Annotated in this window: 16 protein-coding genes and 1 riboswitch; of the genes, 8 read left to right on the top strand and 8 right to left on the bottom strand. The window is 71.3% G+C overall.

What is annotated here, in order from left to right; all coding sequences use genetic code 11:
* Nucleotides 1-70 precede the first annotated feature (70 nt).
* The gene (locus CLM62_RS26280) at nucleotides 71-1,078 is read left to right on the top strand and encodes a carbohydrate ABC transporter permease (RefSeq protein WP_095752387.1); all 1,008 of its coding nucleotides are present in this window, start codon (nucleotides 71-73) and stop codon (nucleotides 1,076-1,078) included.
* A 9-nt stretch (nucleotides 1,079-1,087) separates the two neighbouring features.
* Entirely contained in the window at nucleotides 1,088-1,942 is an 855-nt protein-coding gene (locus CLM62_RS26275) for a carbohydrate ABC transporter permease (protein WP_095752386.1), read from the top strand.
* A gap of 156 nt (nucleotides 1,943-2,098) precedes the next feature.
* On the opposite strand, the gene CLM62_RS26270 is transcribed toward CLM62_RS26275, so the two are convergent.
* Genes CLM62_RS26270 through CLM62_RS26250 form a run of 5 tightly spaced genes read right to left on the bottom strand, consistent with a single transcriptional unit; the run spans nucleotide 2,099 to nucleotide 7,652 of the window.
* A complete protein-coding gene (locus CLM62_RS26270) occupies nucleotides 2,099-2,923 on the bottom strand; it encodes an ECF transporter S component (protein WP_095752385.1) in 825 nt (274 codons plus the stop codon).
* On the bottom strand, nucleotides 2,920-4,659 hold the full coding sequence (locus tag CLM62_RS26265; protein WP_095752384.1) for an ABC transporter ATP-binding protein: 1,740 nt from the start codon (nucleotides 4,657-4,659) through the stop codon (nucleotides 2,920-2,922). Before CLM62_RS26265 ends, CLM62_RS26270 begins: the two co-directional genes overlap by 4 nt.
* Nucleotides 4,656-5,771: an energy-coupling factor transporter transmembrane component T gene (locus CLM62_RS26260; RefSeq protein ID WP_095752383.1), complete on the bottom strand. Its 1,116-nt coding sequence runs from the start codon at nucleotides 5,769-5,771 to the stop codon at nucleotides 4,656-4,658. The genes CLM62_RS26265 and CLM62_RS26260 overlap by 4 nt, the downstream gene beginning before the upstream one ends.
* Before the next feature lie 22 nt (nucleotides 5,772-5,793).
* On the bottom strand, nucleotides 5,794-6,423 hold the full coding sequence (locus tag CLM62_RS26255) for an SCO2322 family protein (RefSeq protein ID WP_095752382.1): 630 nt from the start codon (nucleotides 6,421-6,423) through the stop codon (nucleotides 5,794-5,796).
* A complete protein-coding gene (locus tag CLM62_RS26250; protein WP_095752381.1) occupies nucleotides 6,420-7,652 on the bottom strand; it encodes a prenyltransferase/squalene oxidase repeat-containing protein in 1,233 nt (410 codons plus the stop codon). The genes CLM62_RS26255 and CLM62_RS26250 overlap by 4 nt, the downstream gene beginning before the upstream one ends.
* 132 nt (nucleotides 7,653-7,784) lie before the next feature.
* Nucleotides 7,785-7,853, bottom strand: a riboswitch (cobalamin riboswitch).
* Between the two features lie 108 nt (nucleotides 7,854-7,961).
* Here CLM62_RS26250 and CLM62_RS26245 point away from each other — a divergent pair.
* Nucleotides 7,962-8,783, top strand: a complete 822-nt coding sequence (locus CLM62_RS26245) for a phosphotransferase family protein (protein WP_095752380.1) — start codon at nucleotides 7,962-7,964, stop codon at nucleotides 8,781-8,783.
* An 18-nt stretch (nucleotides 8,784-8,801) separates the two neighbouring features.
* On the opposite strand, the gene CLM62_RS26240 is transcribed toward CLM62_RS26245, so the two are convergent.
* Together CLM62_RS26240 and CLM62_RS26235 are read right to left on the bottom strand one after the other, a co-directional pair.
* A complete protein-coding gene (locus CLM62_RS26240; protein WP_143659150.1) occupies nucleotides 8,802-9,131 on the bottom strand; it encodes a hypothetical protein in 330 nt (109 codons plus the stop codon).
* 120 nt (nucleotides 9,132-9,251) lie between these two features.
* Nucleotides 9,252-10,277, bottom strand: a complete 1,026-nt coding sequence (locus tag CLM62_RS26235) for an MBL fold metallo-hydrolase (RefSeq protein ID WP_095752378.1) — start codon at nucleotides 10,275-10,277, stop codon at nucleotides 9,252-9,254.
* A 188-nt stretch (nucleotides 10,278-10,465) separates the two neighbouring features.
* On the opposite strand from CLM62_RS26235, the gene CLM62_RS26230 reads away from it, so the two are divergent.
* Together CLM62_RS26230 and CLM62_RS26225 are read left to right on the top strand one after the other, a co-directional pair.
* Nucleotides 10,466-11,968 carry an aldehyde dehydrogenase gene (locus CLM62_RS26230; RefSeq protein WP_095752377.1) on the top strand — a complete coding sequence of 501 codons (1,503 nt, stop codon included), beginning with the start codon at nucleotides 10,466-10,468 and terminating at the stop codon, nucleotides 11,966-11,968.
* A 3-nt stretch (nucleotides 11,969-11,971) separates the two neighbouring features.
* Complete coding sequence (locus CLM62_RS26225) at nucleotides 11,972-12,205, top strand: ferredoxin (RefSeq protein ID WP_095752376.1); 234 nt, start codon at nucleotides 11,972-11,974, stop codon at nucleotides 12,203-12,205.
* A gap of 358 nt (nucleotides 12,206-12,563) precedes the next feature.
* On the opposite strand, the gene CLM62_RS26220 is transcribed toward CLM62_RS26225, so the two are convergent.
* Nucleotides 12,564-13,259, bottom strand: coding sequence for a TetR family transcriptional regulator (locus CLM62_RS26220; RefSeq protein ID WP_095752375.1), 696 nt, complete (start codon nucleotides 13,257-13,259; stop codon nucleotides 12,564-12,566).
* A gap of 234 nt (nucleotides 13,260-13,493) precedes the next feature.
* On the opposite strand from CLM62_RS26220, the gene CLM62_RS26215 reads away from it, so the two are divergent.
* Genes CLM62_RS26215 through CLM62_RS26205 form a run of 3 tightly spaced genes read left to right on the top strand, consistent with a single transcriptional unit; the run spans nucleotide 13,494 to nucleotide 16,725 of the window.
* Nucleotides 13,494-14,897, top strand: coding sequence for a glycosyltransferase family 4 protein (locus tag CLM62_RS26215; RefSeq protein ID WP_257004093.1), 1,404 nt, complete (start codon nucleotides 13,494-13,496; stop codon nucleotides 14,895-14,897).
* Nucleotides 14,891-15,658 carry a class I SAM-dependent methyltransferase gene (locus CLM62_RS26210; RefSeq protein ID WP_095752374.1) on the top strand — a complete coding sequence of 256 codons (768 nt, stop codon included), beginning with the start codon at nucleotides 14,891-14,893 and terminating at the stop codon, nucleotides 15,656-15,658. The genes CLM62_RS26215 and CLM62_RS26210 overlap by 7 nt, the downstream gene beginning before the upstream one ends.
* Nucleotides 15,655-16,725, top strand: a complete 1,071-nt coding sequence (locus tag CLM62_RS26205) for a prenyltransferase/squalene oxidase repeat-containing protein (RefSeq protein ID WP_095752373.1) — start codon at nucleotides 15,655-15,657, stop codon at nucleotides 16,723-16,725. Before CLM62_RS26210 ends, CLM62_RS26205 begins: the two co-directional genes overlap by 4 nt.

Here is a 16,725-nt window from a genome sequence, read left to right as displayed (position 1 = left end):
GGCCGGGGGCGGGCCCGCTAGGGCCTGTGTCGGAAGTGGCGCCTGCCCCCGCCGGGAAGAGGACCCATCCGTGAAATCCATCGAACCGGCGCACGCCGCGCCGCACGCCCGGGAACAGGCCCCACCCGTGACCGCAGTCGAGCCCGCGCGTCCGGCGCGCGCCGTGCGCTCCGTGCGCAAGAACCGCGACTGGTTGCACGGACTGCTCATGTCCACGCCCGCCGTCGCCGGACTCATCGCCTTCGTCGGCATCCCGTTCGGCTACGCCGTCGTCCTCTCCTTCTACAACGTCCGCCTCGGCTCCCCGCTGGAACCGACCTGGTTCGGGATCGAGCAGTACCGGCGGCTGTTCACCGACCCCGACCTGTCCGGCCCGTTCCTGCGGGCACTGCTGAACAACCTGACCTTCGCCGTGGTCGTCGTCCCGGTGCAGACGGGCCTGGCGCTCGGGCTGGCGATCCTTCTCAACCGCAAGCTCAAGGCGATCGGCCTGTTCCGGTCCTTGTTCTTCATGCCGGTCGTCTTCCCGATGGCGCTGGTCGCCGTGATCTGGCGCCTCATCCTCGCCCGCAGCGACCAGGGCATGCTCAACTCCGCGCTCGACGCGGTGAGTTTCGGCAACTGGGGAGCCTTCGACTGGCTCGGCGACTCCGCCACCGCCATGGCCTCGATCATCGTGCTGTCCGTCTGGCAGGGCGTCGGCTTCCAGATGGTCATCCTGCTCGCCGGCCTCCAGCAGATCCCGGGCGAGCTCTACGAGGCCGCCCAGCTCGACCGAGCCTCCCGCTGGCAGCAGTTCCGCCACGTCACCCTGCCCGGCATCCGCGGCACGCTCGTGTTCGTCGCCCTGCTCACCTCGGTGTTCGCCTTCCGGATCTTCGACCAGGTCTACGTCCTCATCGACGGCGGCGGCCTCAACGAGGACGCCGCCCGCACCGTGATGTACCAGGCCGTCACCACCGCCTTCGACCAGAACAACGTCGGCCAGGCGTCCGCGATCACCGTCGTCTTCTTCCTGATCGTCGTCGCCCTGACCCTCATCCAGCGCCGCGTCGTCCGGCCCGACAACGAGGACTGAGGACTGATCATGAGCACGAACACGGGCCTCACCCGCACGCCCCTGCGCCGCTTCCTCGACTACGCCGTCCTGTCCGTGCTGGCGTTCCTCTTCGCGCTGCCGGTCCTCTACCTGTTCCTCGGCAGCCTCAAGCCGTCGGACGAAGTGCTCAACGGCCTGTCCGGCTTCCTCCCCACCCACCTGTCCTTCGACAACTACACAGCCGTCCTGGACAGCCTCAACTCCGACAGCACCGGCTATTTCTGGCGCTTCATGGGCGTCTCACTGCTGCTGGCGTTCGTGGTCGTGACGGGCGGCCTGTTCGTCAACTCCATGGCGGCGTACGGGCTGACACGGCTGAAGTGGCGTGGCCGCAACGTCGTCTTCACCCTCATCCTGCTGCTGATGCTGGTCCCGTTCGAGTCGGTGGCCGTGCCGCTCTTCTACATGTTCAACGACCAGCGCAACACCCTCTACATCCTGGCGATCCCCTTCATCGCCAACGCCTTCTCCGTCTACCAGTTCGCCGCCTTCTTCCGCTCGATCCCGCCCAGCATCGAGGAAGCCGCCCGCATCGACGGCGCCGGCCCCTGGCGCACCTTCTTCGCGATCATCGTCCCCATGTCGAAGCCGGCCTTCGCCTCCGTGGCGATCCTGACCTTCCTCACCCAGTGGGGCTCGTTCCTGTGGCCGGTGCTGATGGTCTCCGACCCGTCGGTACGCCCGCTGCCGCTGGAGATGAGCGTCTTCCAGGCCCAACTGCCGCCCGACTGGGGGCAGATCCTCGCCTTCGGTGTGCTCCTGGTGCTGCCCGTGCTGATCGTGTTCGCGTTCTTCCAGCGATGGTTCGTCCAGGGCGTCGCCAGCTCGGCCGTCAAGGGCTGAAGGACCGTTCCGCGATACGGCGAAGGCGGCGGCCCCGGGGATCGAGGACCGCCGCCTTCGCGACAAGGGGGGCTGGGTGCAGTTGTGTTGGCGTACATGACAGGCTGGTGGATCTACGGCCCGGCCTCGTAGGTGACCTGGGTCATGTGGGGTGGTTCACGGACTGGCGGCGTCAAATGTGACCGGCGTCTCGAAGGCCGCCCGGCGAGTGGCCCGGCGCAGCGCCCGGAGGAGCGAGGGGCCGAGGAAGAAGGTCAGGACGACGGTGACGAGGGCACGGCCCAGGTCCCAGCCGAGCGAGGTGGCCAGGCAGTAGAGGACGAAGCGGGCCAGGTTGGCCGGGGGTGACGCCTCCGGGTCGAAGGCGATGTTCGAGGCGAGCGTGCCCATGAAGGGCCAGCCCGCCAGGTTCATCACCGTGCCGTAGGCGAAGGCCGCGAGGAAGCCGTACGCGGCCAGCAGTCCCAGCTCGCCCCGGCCGCGCAGACGGTCCGGGCCCGGCAGCAGGCCCGCGCCCATCGTGAACCAGCCCATCGCCAGCATCTGGAACGGCATCCACGGGCCCACCCCACCCGTGAGCAGCGCCGACGCGAACATCGTGACCGAGCCGAGCACGAAGCCGAAGCCGGGCCCGAGGACGCGTCCGCTCAGCACCATCAGGAAGAACATGGGCTCGATGCCGGCGGTTCCGGCTCCGATGGGGCGCAGGGCGGCACCGGTGGCCGCCAGCACGCCGAGCATCGCCACCGCCTTCGGGCCGAGGCCGGCTTCGGAGATCGTCGCGGCGACCACGGCGACCAGGAGGACCAGCAGGCCCGCGAAGAGCCAGGGGGCGTCCTGGGCGTGTGCGCTGACCTGGGAGGCGGGCGGGGCGAGGAACGGCCACCCCAGGGCGGCCACGCCCACCGCGCTCACCAGGACGAGCGCGGCTATGGAGCGGGGGCCGAGGCGGACGGCACGCGCCTGGCGAACGGTCGTCATGCCAGCGCCTCCCTCACCTGCGCCACCGTCAGCCACTTCTGCGGCGCCAGGATCTTGGTGACCTGCGGGGCGAAGGACGGGGAGGCGACCACGACGTCCGCCGTCGGGCCGTCGGCGATCACCTCTCCATCGGCCAACAGGACCACGCGGTGGGCGAGTTCGGCGGCCAGTTCGACGTCGTGCGTGGCCAGCACGATCGCGTGCCCCTCGGCCGCCAGATCGCGCAGCACGGCCACCAGGCGGGCCTTCGCCGCGTAGTCCAGGCCGCGGGTCGGCTCGTCGAGGAGCAGAAGGGGAGGACGGGCCGTCAGGACGACGGCCAGGGCGAGGGCGAGGCGCTGGCCCTCGGAGAGGTCGCGGGGATGGGTGTCGTCGGTGATGCCGGGGAGGAGGCCGCGGACCAGGGCCCGGCACGTGCCGGGTTCGGCTCCGGCGTCCCGGTCGGCGGCCTCGCACTCGGCGGCGACCGTATCGGCGTACAGCAGGTCACGGGGCTCCTGCGGGACGAGCCCCACGCGGCGTACGAGGTCACGCGGGGGCGTGCGGTGCGGTACCGCTCCGCCGACCCGGACCGCTCCGGCGGAGGGTTCCACCAGGCCGACGAGCGCGGAGAGCAGCGTGGACTTTCCGGCGCCGTTGCGGCCCATGAGGGCGATCGTCTCGCCGGGGGAGACGGTGAGGTCGACGTGGAGCAGGGCCTGGATTCGGGCACGGCGGACGGCGAGGGAGTGGACTTCGGCCGGGGGAGCGGGAGTTGAGGGGATGGCCGCGGGCTTCTTGCGGAGGCGCCAGAGGGAGGTGCTGACCGGCCTGGGAGAGGGTGGTGTCGGCGCGGCGGCGGCCGGTGCGCCGCGCGCTTGCTCCGGACCGGTCAGCCGTTCCCGACCGGTCAGCCGTTCCCGACCGGTCAGCCGCTCCCGCAAGGCGTCCGCCCTGCGCCGCGCGTCCCGGACCGTCAGGGGCAGTGGGGACCAGTCCGCGAGGCGGCCCAGGTCCACCACAGGCGGGTACACCGGCGATACGGCCATGATCTCGGCCGGGGGACCGAGGACCGGAGCCGCCCCGGGGGACGGCAGAAGGGCGACCTGGTCGGCGTACTGGATGACGCGTTCCAGGCGGTGTTCGGCCAGGAGGACCGTCGTACCGAGGTCGTGGACGAGGCGCTGGAGGACCGCGAGGACCTCCTCCGCGGCCGCCGGGTCCAGGGCCGAGGTCGGCTCGTCGAGGACGAGGACCCGAGGGTGCGGGGTGAGGACCGAGCCGATCGCGACCCGCTGCTGCTGGCCGCCGGAGAGCGTGGCGATGGGGCGGTCGCGCAGGTCGGCGAGGCCGAGGAGGTCGAGCGTCTCCTCCACGCGGCGCCGCATCACTTCGGGCGGAAGGCCCAACGACTCCATGCCGTAGGCGAGTTCGTCCTCGACGGTGTCGGTGACGAAGTGGGAGAGGGGATCCTGGCCGACCGTCCCCACGACGTCGGCGAGTTCGCGCGGCTTGTGCGTGCGCGTGTCCCGGCCGGCGACCGTGACCCGGCCGCGCAGGGTGCCGCCGGTGAAGTGCGGGACGAGACCGCTCACCGCGCCGAGAACCGTGGACTTGCCGACGCCGGACGGGCCGACGAGGAGGACGAGTTCGCCTTCGGGGACCTCGAAGTCCACGCCCTGGACGGTGGGTTCGGTGGCGCCGTCGCCACCGCCGTCGCCGTCATACGTCACGGAGACGTTCTCGAAGCGGATCACGACGGCTCCTTGGGGGCGATGAATGCCGGCAGCAGGCCGAGGAGTACGGCCGCCGCGGGCCACAGGGGGAGGGTGGGGGCGACGAGGGGGACCACGCCGGGGTGCAGGGCCTCGGGGTCGCGGGTGGAAGCGAGGGTCAGCAGGGCGGCGACCGCGACGCCGGAACCGGTGACCAGCCAGGCGCGGACGTCCCAGCGGTCGGGGCGGTACCGCGTGCGCAGGGAACGGCGGCCGCCGAGGTGCAGTCCGGCGAGGGCGGCGGCGAGTCCGGCGAGGAGCACGGGGAGGCCGTAGGCGCCGCCCTCGGCGGTCAGCAGTCCGTACGTTCCCGCGCAGACGCCGAGCAGGCCGCCGAGGGTGAGGGCGGCGGTCGTACGGCGGACGGGGGCGGGCACGTCGGCGGTACGGCCGTAGCCGCGGGCGTCCATCGCGGCGGCGAGGGTGACGGAGCGTTCGAGGGCGCCTTCCAGGACCGGGAGGGCGACCTGGAGGAGGCCGCGGATGCCCTTGTCGTGACGGCCGCGCAGGCGGCGGGCGGCGCGCAGGCGTTGGACGTCGGCGATGAGGTTGGGCGCGAAGGTGAGGGCGACGACCACGGCCACGCCCATCTCGTAGAGCGCTCCGGGGAGGGACTTGAGGAGGCGGGACGGGTTCGCGAGGGCGTTCGCGGCGCCGACGCAGATGAGGAGCGTGGCGAGTTTCAGGCCGTCGTAGAGGGCGAAGAGGAGGCCCTCGGCGGTGACCCGGCCGCCCAGGCGGATGCCTTGGGCCCAGTGGGGGAGGGGGACTTCGGGGAGGGTGGCCATCACGTGCGTGCCGGGGATGGGGGAACCGAGGACCACGGCGAAGGCGAGGCGGATGAGGAGGACGGCCAGGGCGAGTTTGAGGAAGGCGGTGTAGGAGCGGGCGGTGGGGGTGTTGGGGCGGTGGGTGGCCACTACGTAGGAGGAGGTGGTGATGAGGAGGGTCAGGAGGAGGGGGTTGGTGGTTCTGGTGGCGGCGGTGCCGAGGGACAGGGACCAGAGCCACCAGGCGCCGGGGTGCAGGATCGTGGCCCTTGGCTGGTGCCTTGGGGTGGGTGCGCTTACCGGCACTGGAAGGGCGCCGGGCATGGCTCGGACGCGTTCGTCGTCGTTACGACGCATCCCTGCGCCGCCTTGCCTGCCACACCGCTGCCCCACCCAGCACTGCCACGACCGCCACCCCGGCGAGCAGGCCCAGAGAGGGGCCGTCCTCGTCCTTCGTGCCCGCATCCTTCTTCTCCGCCGTCACCTGCTCCCCGCACCCCGTCCGCGGATACCCCGCGATAGCGCACAACAGCGCGTTGGTGTCATAGCGCAGAGGCTTGGCGACCGATGCCAAGGCATCCGCCGTCGTCGCGTCGGGGGTGACCACCGCGCACGCCGTGCGGGCCGTCGGCGGGGTCTCTCCCGACGGCGCGTCCGTCGTCGTACCGAAGTCGATGACCAGAGCCACCCGCTTCTTGCCGTCCCGCGCGGGCGTCTTCGCGCAGATCGTCGTGAAGTCCGTCGCGCCGCGCGGCCTCGTCGCGTCGCCGGAGTCCTCGCTCACCGAGAAGCGGAAACCCTGGACGTCGCCGTCGGAGGGGCGGGTGTTCGACGGGCCCTGCGTCGCGTACGTCCACCGGTTGCCGTCGCGCTCCCAGAAGGACCAGTAGCGGTAGCCGGCGGCCTGTGCCTGGCCCACGCTCCCCAGCAGAAACGGGAGCAGAAGCAGCAGTGCGGCGGCACGGCGGCGGATCACGGCTTCCGCCTCTTGTTGCGGCCGCTGATCAGGAAGCCGATGCCGGCCCCGGCGGCGAGGCCCGCGCCGACCATCCACCAGATGTCGCTGTCGCCGGAGTCGTCTGTGCCCCCGACGGACCCGGCGGAGTCGTCGGTGACCGTCTTCGGGGCGGGCCCCGTCGCGTTGAGCTGCTTCACCAGGTCCGCCCCGCCGAAGTCCCGCGGGTCCGTACCCGTCGCGTGCGCGGCGAAGACCAGCTGGGCGTAGGCGGCGGGGCCGCTCTTCGCCGCCCAGGTCGCGGAGTTCTGCTCCAGCCATCGCAGGGGCTTCTCGGCCTGCGCGGCCCGGCCCTGCGCGGCGAGCGCGACGACGGCGTCCGCGGTGTTGCCGTAGTCGGGCTGGTCGGTGGAGCCGGGGAGGGCGGACTTGAGGTAACCGTCCTTGGCGAGGGCCTCGGTGAGGTAGGCGGCGCCGTTGGCCGCGGCCTGCCACGGGGCGGGGGAGCCGGCGTCGGCGCAGGTCTCTGCGTGCGTCTGCGACCCGGAGCCGGGCTTCACGACCAGCCCCTTGCCGAGCGCGCCCACGACACCCGCCGCCGTGGCGTCGGCGTTGGCGGCCAACTTGCCCTCCTTGTCCGGCTGGAAGGCGAAGGCCCCCGCACCGTCCCCGTCACACGGCAGGGCCAGCTTCCGCAGGGCGTCGTACGGCGTCCGGTCACCCTTGCGCACGTCCGCCGGCTTCTCCCCTACGGCGGCCAGCGCGCCGATGACGACGGAGGTCGAGTTCGTGTCGCTGGCGCCGCCGGGCGCGTAGCCCCACCCACCGTCCTTGTTCTGCACGGACTTCAACCAGGCGACGGCCTTGTCGGCGGCGGCGTCGTGGCCGCCGAGCGCGGCGAGGGCCTGGACGGCGGCGGCCGTGTTGTTCGTGTCGACCATGAGCTTGGGGCCGCAGGACTCGGAAGGGTCGGCGCGGTAGGGCGCGAAGGCACCGTTCGCGCACTGCTGCCCGGCCAGCCAGTCCACGGACTGGGCGGGCGGCCTCACGCCCACGGTGTGCTGGGCGAGCAGGGCGAGGGACTGACGCCAGACACCGTCGTACGTCGGGTCCGTGTCGCCGTACAGCGCGGAGGGGAAGGCCTGCGACGCGGACGCGGACGGGGACGGGTCGGCGGCGACGGCGGGCGCGGCGGCGCCGATCACGGCGGTGGCGGCGGCCAGGGCCGCGGCGCTGCGGCGGACGTTCATGATCGGCGGGTGCCTCTCCCTGCGAGGGAGCCGGGCAGCACGGGACACCCCGGGCGGCTCGGCTCCGTAGACCTCGACGGTGCCGCACACCGGCCGGTTGCCGGTGCGCGTGAGCCGTTCACGATCCGTCCGGGGCAGTCCGGCTCACCACGGTGGTGGTTCACGGTTGCGGGTCAGCGCCGGAATTGCACCGGCTTCCCCCCGTACGGGTGCGATGACGACGCGGCCACTCTACTCGCCCGTAAGGAAGCGGCTGAGGACTGCCTGTGCGTGCGGGTACGTTCGGGCCATGTCCATGACGGGGAATCCATGACGGGGAGACTGCTCGGCTCCGGCCGCGCCGCCGACGTGTACGAGATCGACGAGGCGTGGGTGCTGCGCCGCAACCGGGAGGGGTGGGGGGACGCCCTCGCCGAGGGCGCGGTGATGGAGCACGTGCGCCGACACGGCTACCCCGCGCCCCGGGTACGGCTCTCCGCATCCACGCGCACCGATCTGGTGATGGAGCGGCTGTCGGGGCCGACGATGCTGGAGGCGCTCGGCTCCGGGCGGACCGACGCGCGCGAGAGCCTGTGTCACATCTCCGGTCGGATCAGCGCACGTCGTCTGGTGCGTGCGATCGCAAGGCGCCGGAGCGCCCTCGTGGCGGAGCCACGTGGGCGGTTCGGCAACGCGGCGAGCGTGCGTGCCAGGCGGCGTGCGCCCGGCCGGGGATGTGACACAGGCTCTCAGGCGGGGGACGTCCTCGCCGGCCTGCTACGACGGCTGCACGCCATCCCCGCCCGCCACCCCTCCACCCGACGCGTACTCCATCTCGACCTGCATCCGGACAACGTGATTCTCACGCCCGACGGCCCCTACGTGATCGACTGGACCAACACCGAGGAGGGCGACCCGGGCCTGGACTGGGGCATGTCAGCGGTGATCCTGGCCCAGGTCGCCGTCTCCGCCGAGGCGCTCGCCGGAACGGCCCGCGCGCTGCTGGCCGCGCTGCTCGCCGACGCCTCCGACCTCACGGGGGAGGGGCTGGCCGAGGCACGCCGGCGGCGCGCGGCCAATCCGACGATGAGCCGACGGGAGGTCGAACTCCTGGGTGATGCCGAGGAGTTGGTCCGGGCGTACGTCGGGTAGGGCGGCCTGTCCGGCGGATCAGGTCGCGTCGGCCAGGGCGACGGTGAGCCGGGTGACGGTGCTCGAGGGGCCGCAGTTGACGGCCGTATTGCCCGTGCCGGACCGGGTGCAGCCCGGGCCCGCTGTGATACCCGAAGAGTCCTCGACGATCAGGTTGCCGCCGGAGTCGACACGCAATTTGACGGGGTTCGGCGTCGCGCCCCGGACGCTGACCGTGACGGCGTTGTCGACGCGGGTCGCCGTGGAGTCGGACGGAGCCTGGGCCGCGGCGGGGGCGGCGAACGCGGCCAGGAGGAGACCCGCGGCCAGAGACGGAACGGCCGCGCGTTTCAGGGTGTTTGTGCTCACGATCCTCATGCTGTTCTTCTCTCGTTCGAGCAGGGTCGAAAGAGGGCGCCGTGATGGACGGCCTCGGCGCCAGCTAAACAGTGAGTGATCGGGTGCGCGCGATTTGTTACGCCAACCTCTCTAGACCGCCATGTACATCACCGGCTCGCTCCCCGCCACCGCCTCCGCCCGCCCCAGCTTCACCAGTCGCCGCAGATGCGCCTCGGCCTCCGAGACGGCGATGTTCTTCGATCCGTACGGGATTTGGTCCCAGGGGCGGTTCCACTCCATGCGCACGGCGAGCTGCCAGGGGGTGAGGGGCTCGGTCAGGAGGGAGAGGAGGCCGGTGAGGCGGTCCTCGTGGTGGGTGAGTAACTCCCGTACGCGTGCGGCCGCGTCGGTGAACACGTGCTGGTGTGCGGGGAGCACCTCGGCGGGGGCGAGACGGCCGACGCGTTCCAGGGAGTCGAGGTAGTCGCCGAGGGGGTCGGTGACGGTGGCGTCGTCCGGATCCTCGTACAGGCCGATGTGCGGGGTGATCTCGGGGAGGAGATGGTCGCCGGAGAACAGGCGGCCGTGGCCCGGGAGTCGGGCCGGGTGATCTTCCTCCAGGTGCAGGCAGACGTGGCCGGGGGTGTGGCCCGGGGTCCAGATCGCGCGCAGCCGGCGGCCGGGCAGGTCGAGGAGTTCGCCGGGGACGATCTCGCGGTCCGGCAGGGCGGGGGCCAGGCCGGGCAGGGTGCGGGGGCGGGCGGCGCGCAGAGGGGCCACGTGCTCCTCGGGGGCGCCGGCGGCCTCCAGCTTGGCCGTCATGTAGGTGAACCAGCGCTGGGGGCGGGTCGAGCGGGTCCGCCGTACGATCGCCCCGTCCGCCGCGTGCATCGCGATCCACGCCCCGGACGCCTCGCGCACCCGGCCGGACAGGCCGTGGTGGTCGGGGTGGTGGTGGGTGACGACCACGCCGTGGATCTCGCCGACCGAGGTGCAGCAGGCCGTCAGTCCCTCCGCGAGGGTGTCCCAGGACGTCGGGTCGTCCCAGCCGGTGTCGATCAGCACCGGTCCGCGGTCGGTGTCGACGACGTACACGAGCGTGTGGCCGAGGGGGTTGTCCGGGATGGGGACCTGGAGGGAACGGACGCCGCCGCCGTGGTCGTACACCTGCGCCATGGGCTCCCCAATCGCCGCGTTCAGACCACGCTCCGGCCACTATAACTAGAACGGGTTTCGATGGGAGCCCGAGTCATCCGTCCCGTGGAACCCGACTCGCACGGCCCGTGGACTCCTCGGAGTGGAACTGGTATCAGTTCCGTATCTGATGAACCGTCAGAGACGGTAGCTCCGGGGAGGCACTCGCCATGGCCGAACTCGTAGAACCCCTAGAACCCATAGAACCCATAGAACCCATAGAACCCATAGAACACGGACAGCTGTTCATCGGCGGGGAGTTGACCGACCCCCTGGGCAAGGACGTCATCGAGGTGATCTCGCCGCACACGGAAGAGGTCATCGGACGTGTACCGCACGCCTCGACGGCGGACGTGGACCGGGCGGTGGCCGAGGCGCGCAGGGCGTTCGACGAGGGTCCCTGGCCTCGCATGACCCTCGACGAGCGGATCGGGGTCGTCACCAGGATCAAGGACGGGATCGCCGCCCGGCACGAGGAGATCGCCCGCGTCATCTCCTCCGAGAACGGGTCGCCGTACTCCTGGAGCGTCCTCGCGCAGGCGCTCGGCGCGATGATGGTGTGGGACGCGGCGATCACGGTCGCGCGGGACTTCACCTACGAGGAGACACGCGACGGAGTCCTCGGGCGCATCCTCGTGCGCCGCGAGCCGGTCGGGGTCGTCGCGGCCGTCGTCCCCTGGAACGTCCCGCAGTTCGTGGCCGCCGCCAAACTCGCGCCGGCGCTGCTCACCGGCTGCACGGTCGTCCTCAAGCCGTCGCCCGAATCACCCCTGGACGCGTACATCCTCGGCGAGATCGCGAAGGAGGCCGGGCTGCCGGAGGGCGTGCTGTCGATCCTGCCCGCCGACCGCGAGGTCAGCGAGTACCTCGTCGGGCACCCGGGCGTCGACAAGATCTCCTTCACCGGCTCGGTGGCGGCCGGCAAGCGCGTGATGGAGGTGGCCGCCCGCAATCTGACCCGCGTGACCCTGGAACTGGGCGGCAAGTCGGCGGCGGTGGTCCTGCCGGACGCGGACCTGGACACCTCCGTTCCCGGCATCGTCTCCGCGGCCTGGATGAACAACGGCCAGGCCTGCGTGGCCCAGACCCGCATCCTGCTGCCGCGCTCGCGCTACGACGAGTTCGCCGAGGCCTTCACGGCCGCGGCCGGCGCCCTGGTCGTCGGCGACCCGCTGGACCCGGCGACGCAGGTCGGACCGCTGGTGGCGCGGCGACAGCAGCGGCGCAACCTGGACTACATCCGCATCGGCCAGGAAGAGGGCGCGAAGATCCTCACGGGCGGCGGGCGCCCGCCGGGGCTCGACCGGGGCTGGTACGTGGAGCCGACGCTCTTCGGCGACGTCGACAACTCCATGCGGATCGCCCGGGAGGAGATCTTCGGCCCGGTGATCTGCCTGCTTCCGTACGGCGACGAGTCCGAGGCGGTGAAGGTCGCCAACGACTCCGACTACGGGCTCAGCGGCAGCGTGTGGACCGCCGACGTCGAGCACGGCATCGAGATCGCCCGCCGGGTCCGTACCGGCACGTACTCCGTCAACACCTTCAGCCTCGACATGCTCGGCCCCTTCGGGGGCTACAAGAACTCCGGGCTGGGGAGGGAGTTCGGGCCGGAAGGGTACGGCGAGTACCTGGAGCACAAGATGATCCATCTGCCGGCCGGCGGGGAGGTGTAGCGCGTGGGCGACCGCTGGCAGGTCGAGGTCGACCGCTCCCTGTGCATCGGCTCCGCGAGCTGTGTCCACCACGCCCCGGACGGCTTCCGCCTCGACACGGGACGCCAGTCCCACCCCGTCGAACCGGAGACCGACGCCAACGAGAAGGTCCTGGCGGCGGCGGAGGCCTGCCCGGTGGAGGCCATCATGATCACGCTGCTGGGGAGCGGGGAGCCGGTGTTTCCGCCGGAGGAGTAGGCGGGGGAGTAGCAGGGGCTACCCAGGGGCTACCCCGGGGGCTACCCAGGGGAGCAGGGGCCCAGGCTACCCAGGGGAGCAAGGGCTCAGGATGCCCTAAAAAATCACGATCCGGGGGGTTCCATGCCGGGGCGAATGTCCTATTATGGGAAGTGCCTACGGGACGAGTGAGGGAGTTCGACCGGAGTAGCCGACTTCGGCGAGATGCTTCGGCATCCGCCGGGGCCGACAGCGACGGTCGGGCTGAGAGGCCGGAAAGTCGGAAGGCCGAGAGGCTGGAAGACCGGAAGGCGACCCCCAGTCACCTGATCCGGGTAATACCGGCGAAGGGAACCCGTCTCGTAGGTCTTTTGTGTGCCTAGGGCCTGGTGTCCGGACCCCGCGTGTCCGGATCCGTCAGGTCGATCAACCGGCACACCGTCTCGATGTCGATCTTCACCTGGGCGATGGATGCGCGCCCCGACAGCCAGGTGATCAGGGCCGAGTGCCAGGTGTGCTCGATGACGCGGACCGCCGAGAGCTGGTCGGGGGTGGGGTCCTCCAGACCCATCGCGTCCAGAATGATCGCCGTGGTCTGGCGGGAGACCTGGTCGACCTCGGGCGAGACGCTGCGGTCGGCGAAGGTCAGGGCGCGGACCATCGCGTCCGCCAGATGCGGTTCGCGCTGCAGCGCGCGGAAGGCCCGCATCAGCGTCTCCGCCACCCGCTCCGCCGCCGTCTCTCCCGACGGCGGCTTCTTGCGCAGCGTGCCGTGCATGTGCTCCAGCTGGTCCTGCATCGTGGCCACCAGCAGATGAATCTTGGACGGGAAGTAGCGGTAGAGAGTGCCGAGGGCGACCTGCGAAACCTCCGCGACCTCCCGCATCTGCACCGCGTCGAAACCGCCCCGGCTGGCCAGTTGCGCGCACGCGTGCAGGATGCGGCGGCGGCGCGCCTCCTGCCGCTCGGTGAGGGGCGGGGAGGCGGGGTGTGCGGTACCGGCGTCCATCTTGACCACCTTGTCCCCCTTGCTGCCCTTGGCTTCCGCCCTGTCGGACCTGGCTTCCGCAGGCATGGATCCCGTTCCGTGACAGTCAGCCGTGACAGTCGGTGAGGCGTCCGATTACACAGCATGGATCATCCAGCATGGCAGGACGTCCGCCGTGGCGTGAATCACCCGATCCACCGCTCACAGCGGCCTTACCTGCCGGTAGATTCAGAGCCTCTTGAACGATCAAGTCTGAAACTTGTTCTAGATTAGCGTCCCGGCGTAATCTCGCGGGACAGAGCAGGGAGAAGGGGGCCCAGAGTGACCGCTGAGGCCAGTCAGGCGGGGTCCTCCGAGGACCTGGCCGCCGACGGCGAGCGACCGCTCCGAATCGCACTCCTCACCTACAAAGGGAATCCGTTCTGCGGGGGGCAAGGTGTCTACGTACGGCATCTCTCGCGCGAGCTGGCCCGCCTCGGCCACCGCGTCGAGGTCATCGGCGCCCAGCCCTACCCCGTCCTCGACGAGGGCTACGACGGCCTGAGCCTGACCGAGCTGCCCAGCCTCGACCTCTACCGCCACCCCGACCCCTTTCGCACCCCGAAGCGCGCCGAGTACCGCGACTGGGTCGACGCGCTGGAAGTGGCGACGATGTGGACGGGCGGCTTCCCGGAGCCGCTGACGTTCTCGCTCCGGGCCCGCCGCCACCTGCGCGCCCGACGCCGCGAGTTCGACGTCGTACACGACAACCAGACCCTCGGATACGGCCTGTTGGGCGATGTCGGCGCCCCGCTCGTCACCACCATCCACCACCCCATCACGGTGGACCGCCAGTTGGAGCTGGACGCGGCACAGGGCCTGCGGCGGCGGATGTCCATACGGCGGTGGTACGCCTTCACCCGCATGCAGAAGCGCGTCGCCCGACGCCTGCCCTCCGTACTCACCGTCTCCGGCACGTCCCGCCAGGAGATCGTCGACCATCTCGGCGTACGGCAGGACCGCATCCACGTCGTCCACATCGGCGCCGACACGGACCTGTTCTCGCCGGACGAGTCCATACGGCGCGTCCCTGGCCGTATCGTCACGACGTCCAGCGCCGACGTACCGCTCAAGGGCCTGGTCTTCCTGGTCGAGGCCCTGGCGAAGGTCCGCACCGAGCACGCCGACGCCCACCTCGTCGTCGTCGGCAAGCGGCCCGACGAAGGGCCCGTCGCCCAGGCGCTCGAACGCTACGGCCTCCAAGGCGCCGTCGAGTTCGTCAAGGGCATCTCGGACGCCGAACTGGTCGACCTGGTCCGCTCGGCCCAGGTCGCCTGCGTGCCGTCCCTGTACGAGGGCTTCTCCCTGCCGGCGGCGGAAGCCATGGCCACCGGAACGCCCCTGCTGGCCACGACGGGCGGCGCGATCCCGGAGGTCGCGGGGCGCGACGGGGAGACGTGCCTGGCGGTACCGCCGGGTGACGCCGGGGCGCTGGCCGCCGGGCTGGGCCGGCTGCTGGGTGACGCGGAGTTGCGTGGACGGCTCGGCGCGGCGGGGCGTGAGCGAGTGCTGGAGCGGTTCACCTGGGCGCGGGCCGCCGAGGGGACGGTCGCCAGATACCGCGAGGCGATCGGCCGCTCGGCCGTTCAACCATCGGCCCCAGGAAAAGCGTCCGTACAACCAGCCACAGTCGTACCCCGGATCACAACCCCGGAAGAACTCCCCGAAAGCAGGGCCACGTGCTGACCGTCGACTTCTCCCGGTTCCCGCTCGCCCCGGGGGACCGTGTTCTGGATCTCGGCTGTGGTGCCGGCCGGCACGCGTTCGAGTGCTACCGGCGGGGTGCCCAGGTCGTGGCCCTCGACCAGAACGGCGAGGAGATCCGCGAGGTCGCGAAGTGGTTCGCGGCGATGAAGGAGGCGGGGGAGGCACCCGAGGGAGCGACCGCGACCGCCATGGAGGGCGACGCCCTGGCCCTCCCCTTCCCCGACGAATCCTTCGACGTCGTGATCATCTCCGAGGTGATGGAGCACATCCCGGACGACAAGGGTGTACTCGCCGAGATGGTACGGGTGTTGAAGCCCGGCGGCCGCATCGCGATCACCGTCCCGCGCTACGGCCCCGAGAAGGTCTGCTGGACGCTGTCCGACGCCTACCACGACGTCGAGGGCGGCCACATCCGCATCTACAAGGCGGACGAGCTGCTGGCGAGGATCCGCGAGGCCGGGCTGAAGCCGTACGGCACGCACCACGCCCACGCCCTCCACTCGCCCTACTGGTGGCTGAAGTGCGCGTTCGGCGTCGACAACGACAAGGCGCTGCCGGTGCGGGCGTACCACAAGCTGCTGGTCTGGGACATCATGAAGAAACCGCTGGCCACGCGGGTCGCCGAACAGGCCCTGAACCCGCTGATAGGCAAGAGCTTCGTGGCGTACGCGACCAAGCCGCATCTGCCGCGTCTCTCCGAGGCCGACGCCAAGCCCGAGGCCGGGGCGGCCGCCAAGTGACCACCCCCCGGACAGAACACCTCGTCCTGCCCGGGGTCCTCACCGCCGGGCAGGCCGCCGCCACCGTCGCCGGGATCCTCGCCGTGCAGCGGGAGGACGGGGCGATCCCGTGGTTCCGGGGGCACCACCTGGACCCGTGGGACCACACCGAGGCCGCGATGGCGCTGGACGCGGCCGGGGAGCACGAGGCCGCCGAGCGGGCGTACGACTGGCTGGCGAGGCACCAGAACGAGGACGGGTCCTGGTACGCGGCCTACGCCGACGGGGACTTCGACGACGTCACCGACCGGGGCCGCGAGACGAACTTCGTCGCCTACACAGCCGTAGGCGTCTGGCACCACTACCTCTCCACCGGCGACGACACCTTCCTCGACCGCATGTGGCCGACGGTCTACGCCGCGATCGAATGCGTCCTGCGTCTCCAGCAGCCGGGCGGACAGATCGGCTGGAAGAGCGAGGACGACGGCACGGCCACCGCGGACGCGCTGCTGACCGGCTCCTCCTCGATCCACCACGCCCTGCGCTGTGCGCTCGCCATCGCCGAGCAGCGCGAAGAGCCGCAGCCGGACTGGGAGTTGGCGGTCGGGGCGCTGCGGCACGCGATCCGGCGCCACCCGGAGCGGTTCCTCGACAAGGACCGCTACTCGATGGACTGGTACTACCCGGTGCTGGGCGGCGCGCTCACAGGCGCGGAGGCCAAGTCCCGTATAGAGGCGGACTGGAACCGTTTCGTCGTCCCCGGCCTCGGGGTGCGGTGCGTCGTCCCCAACCCGTGGGTGACGGGCGGCGAGTCCGCCGAACTCGCCCTCACCCTCTGGGCGATGGGCGAGTCCGACCGGGCCCTGGACATCCTCCAGTCGATCCAGCACCTGCGGGACGCGGAGTCAGGTCTGTACTGGACGGGCTATGTCTTCGAGGACGAGGCCGTCTGGCCCCGGGAGCTGACCACGTGGACGGCCGGCTCCCTCCTGCTGGCTGTGGCAGCACTCGGCGGCCACGAGGCGACCTGCAGGGTCTTCGGCGGCGACCACCTGCCCCGCGGCCTCGACCCGGACTGTTGCGTCTGA

Source organism: Streptomyces sp. SA15, from assembly GCF_002291145.1.
GTDB lineage: Bacteria > Actinomycetota > Actinomycetes > Streptomycetales > Streptomycetaceae > Streptomyces.
The sequence above is the reverse complement of the archived record's forward strand: the minus strand, read 5'-3'. Positions and strand labels throughout refer to the sequence as shown.

Bases quoted from the DNA above. Each gene is read 5' to 3' on its own strand.
- CLM62_RS26235 (WP_095752378.1), bottom strand. From the start codon at position 10,277: ATGGCGCAGGTGTACGACCACGGCGGCGGCGTCCGTTCCCTCCAGGTC.
- CLM62_RS26250 (WP_095752381.1), bottom strand. From the start codon at position 7,652: ATGAACGTCCGCCGCAGCGCCGCGGCCCTGGCCGCCGCCACCGCCGTG.
- CLM62_RS26245 (WP_095752380.1), top strand. From the start codon at position 7,962: ATGACGGGGAGACTGCTCGGCTCCGGCCGCGCCGCCGACGTGTACGAG.
- CLM62_RS26220 (WP_095752375.1), bottom strand. From the start codon at position 13,259: ATGCCTGCGGAAGCCAGGTCCGACAGGGCGGAAGCCAAGGGCAGCAAG.
- CLM62_RS26260 (WP_095752383.1), bottom strand. From the start codon at position 5,771: ATGCCCGGCGCCCTTCCAGTGCCGGTAAGCGCACCCACCCCAAGGCAC.
- CLM62_RS26275 (WP_095752386.1), top strand. From the start codon at position 1,088: ATGAGCACGAACACGGGCCTCACCCGCACGCCCCTGCGCCGCTTCCTC.
- CLM62_RS26230 (WP_095752377.1), top strand. From the start codon at position 10,466: ATGGCCGAACTCGTAGAACCCCTAGAACCCATAGAACCCATAGAACCC.
- CLM62_RS26270 (WP_095752385.1), bottom strand. From the start codon at position 2,923: ATGACGACCGTTCGCCAGGCGCGTGCCGTCCGCCTCGGCCCCCGCTCC.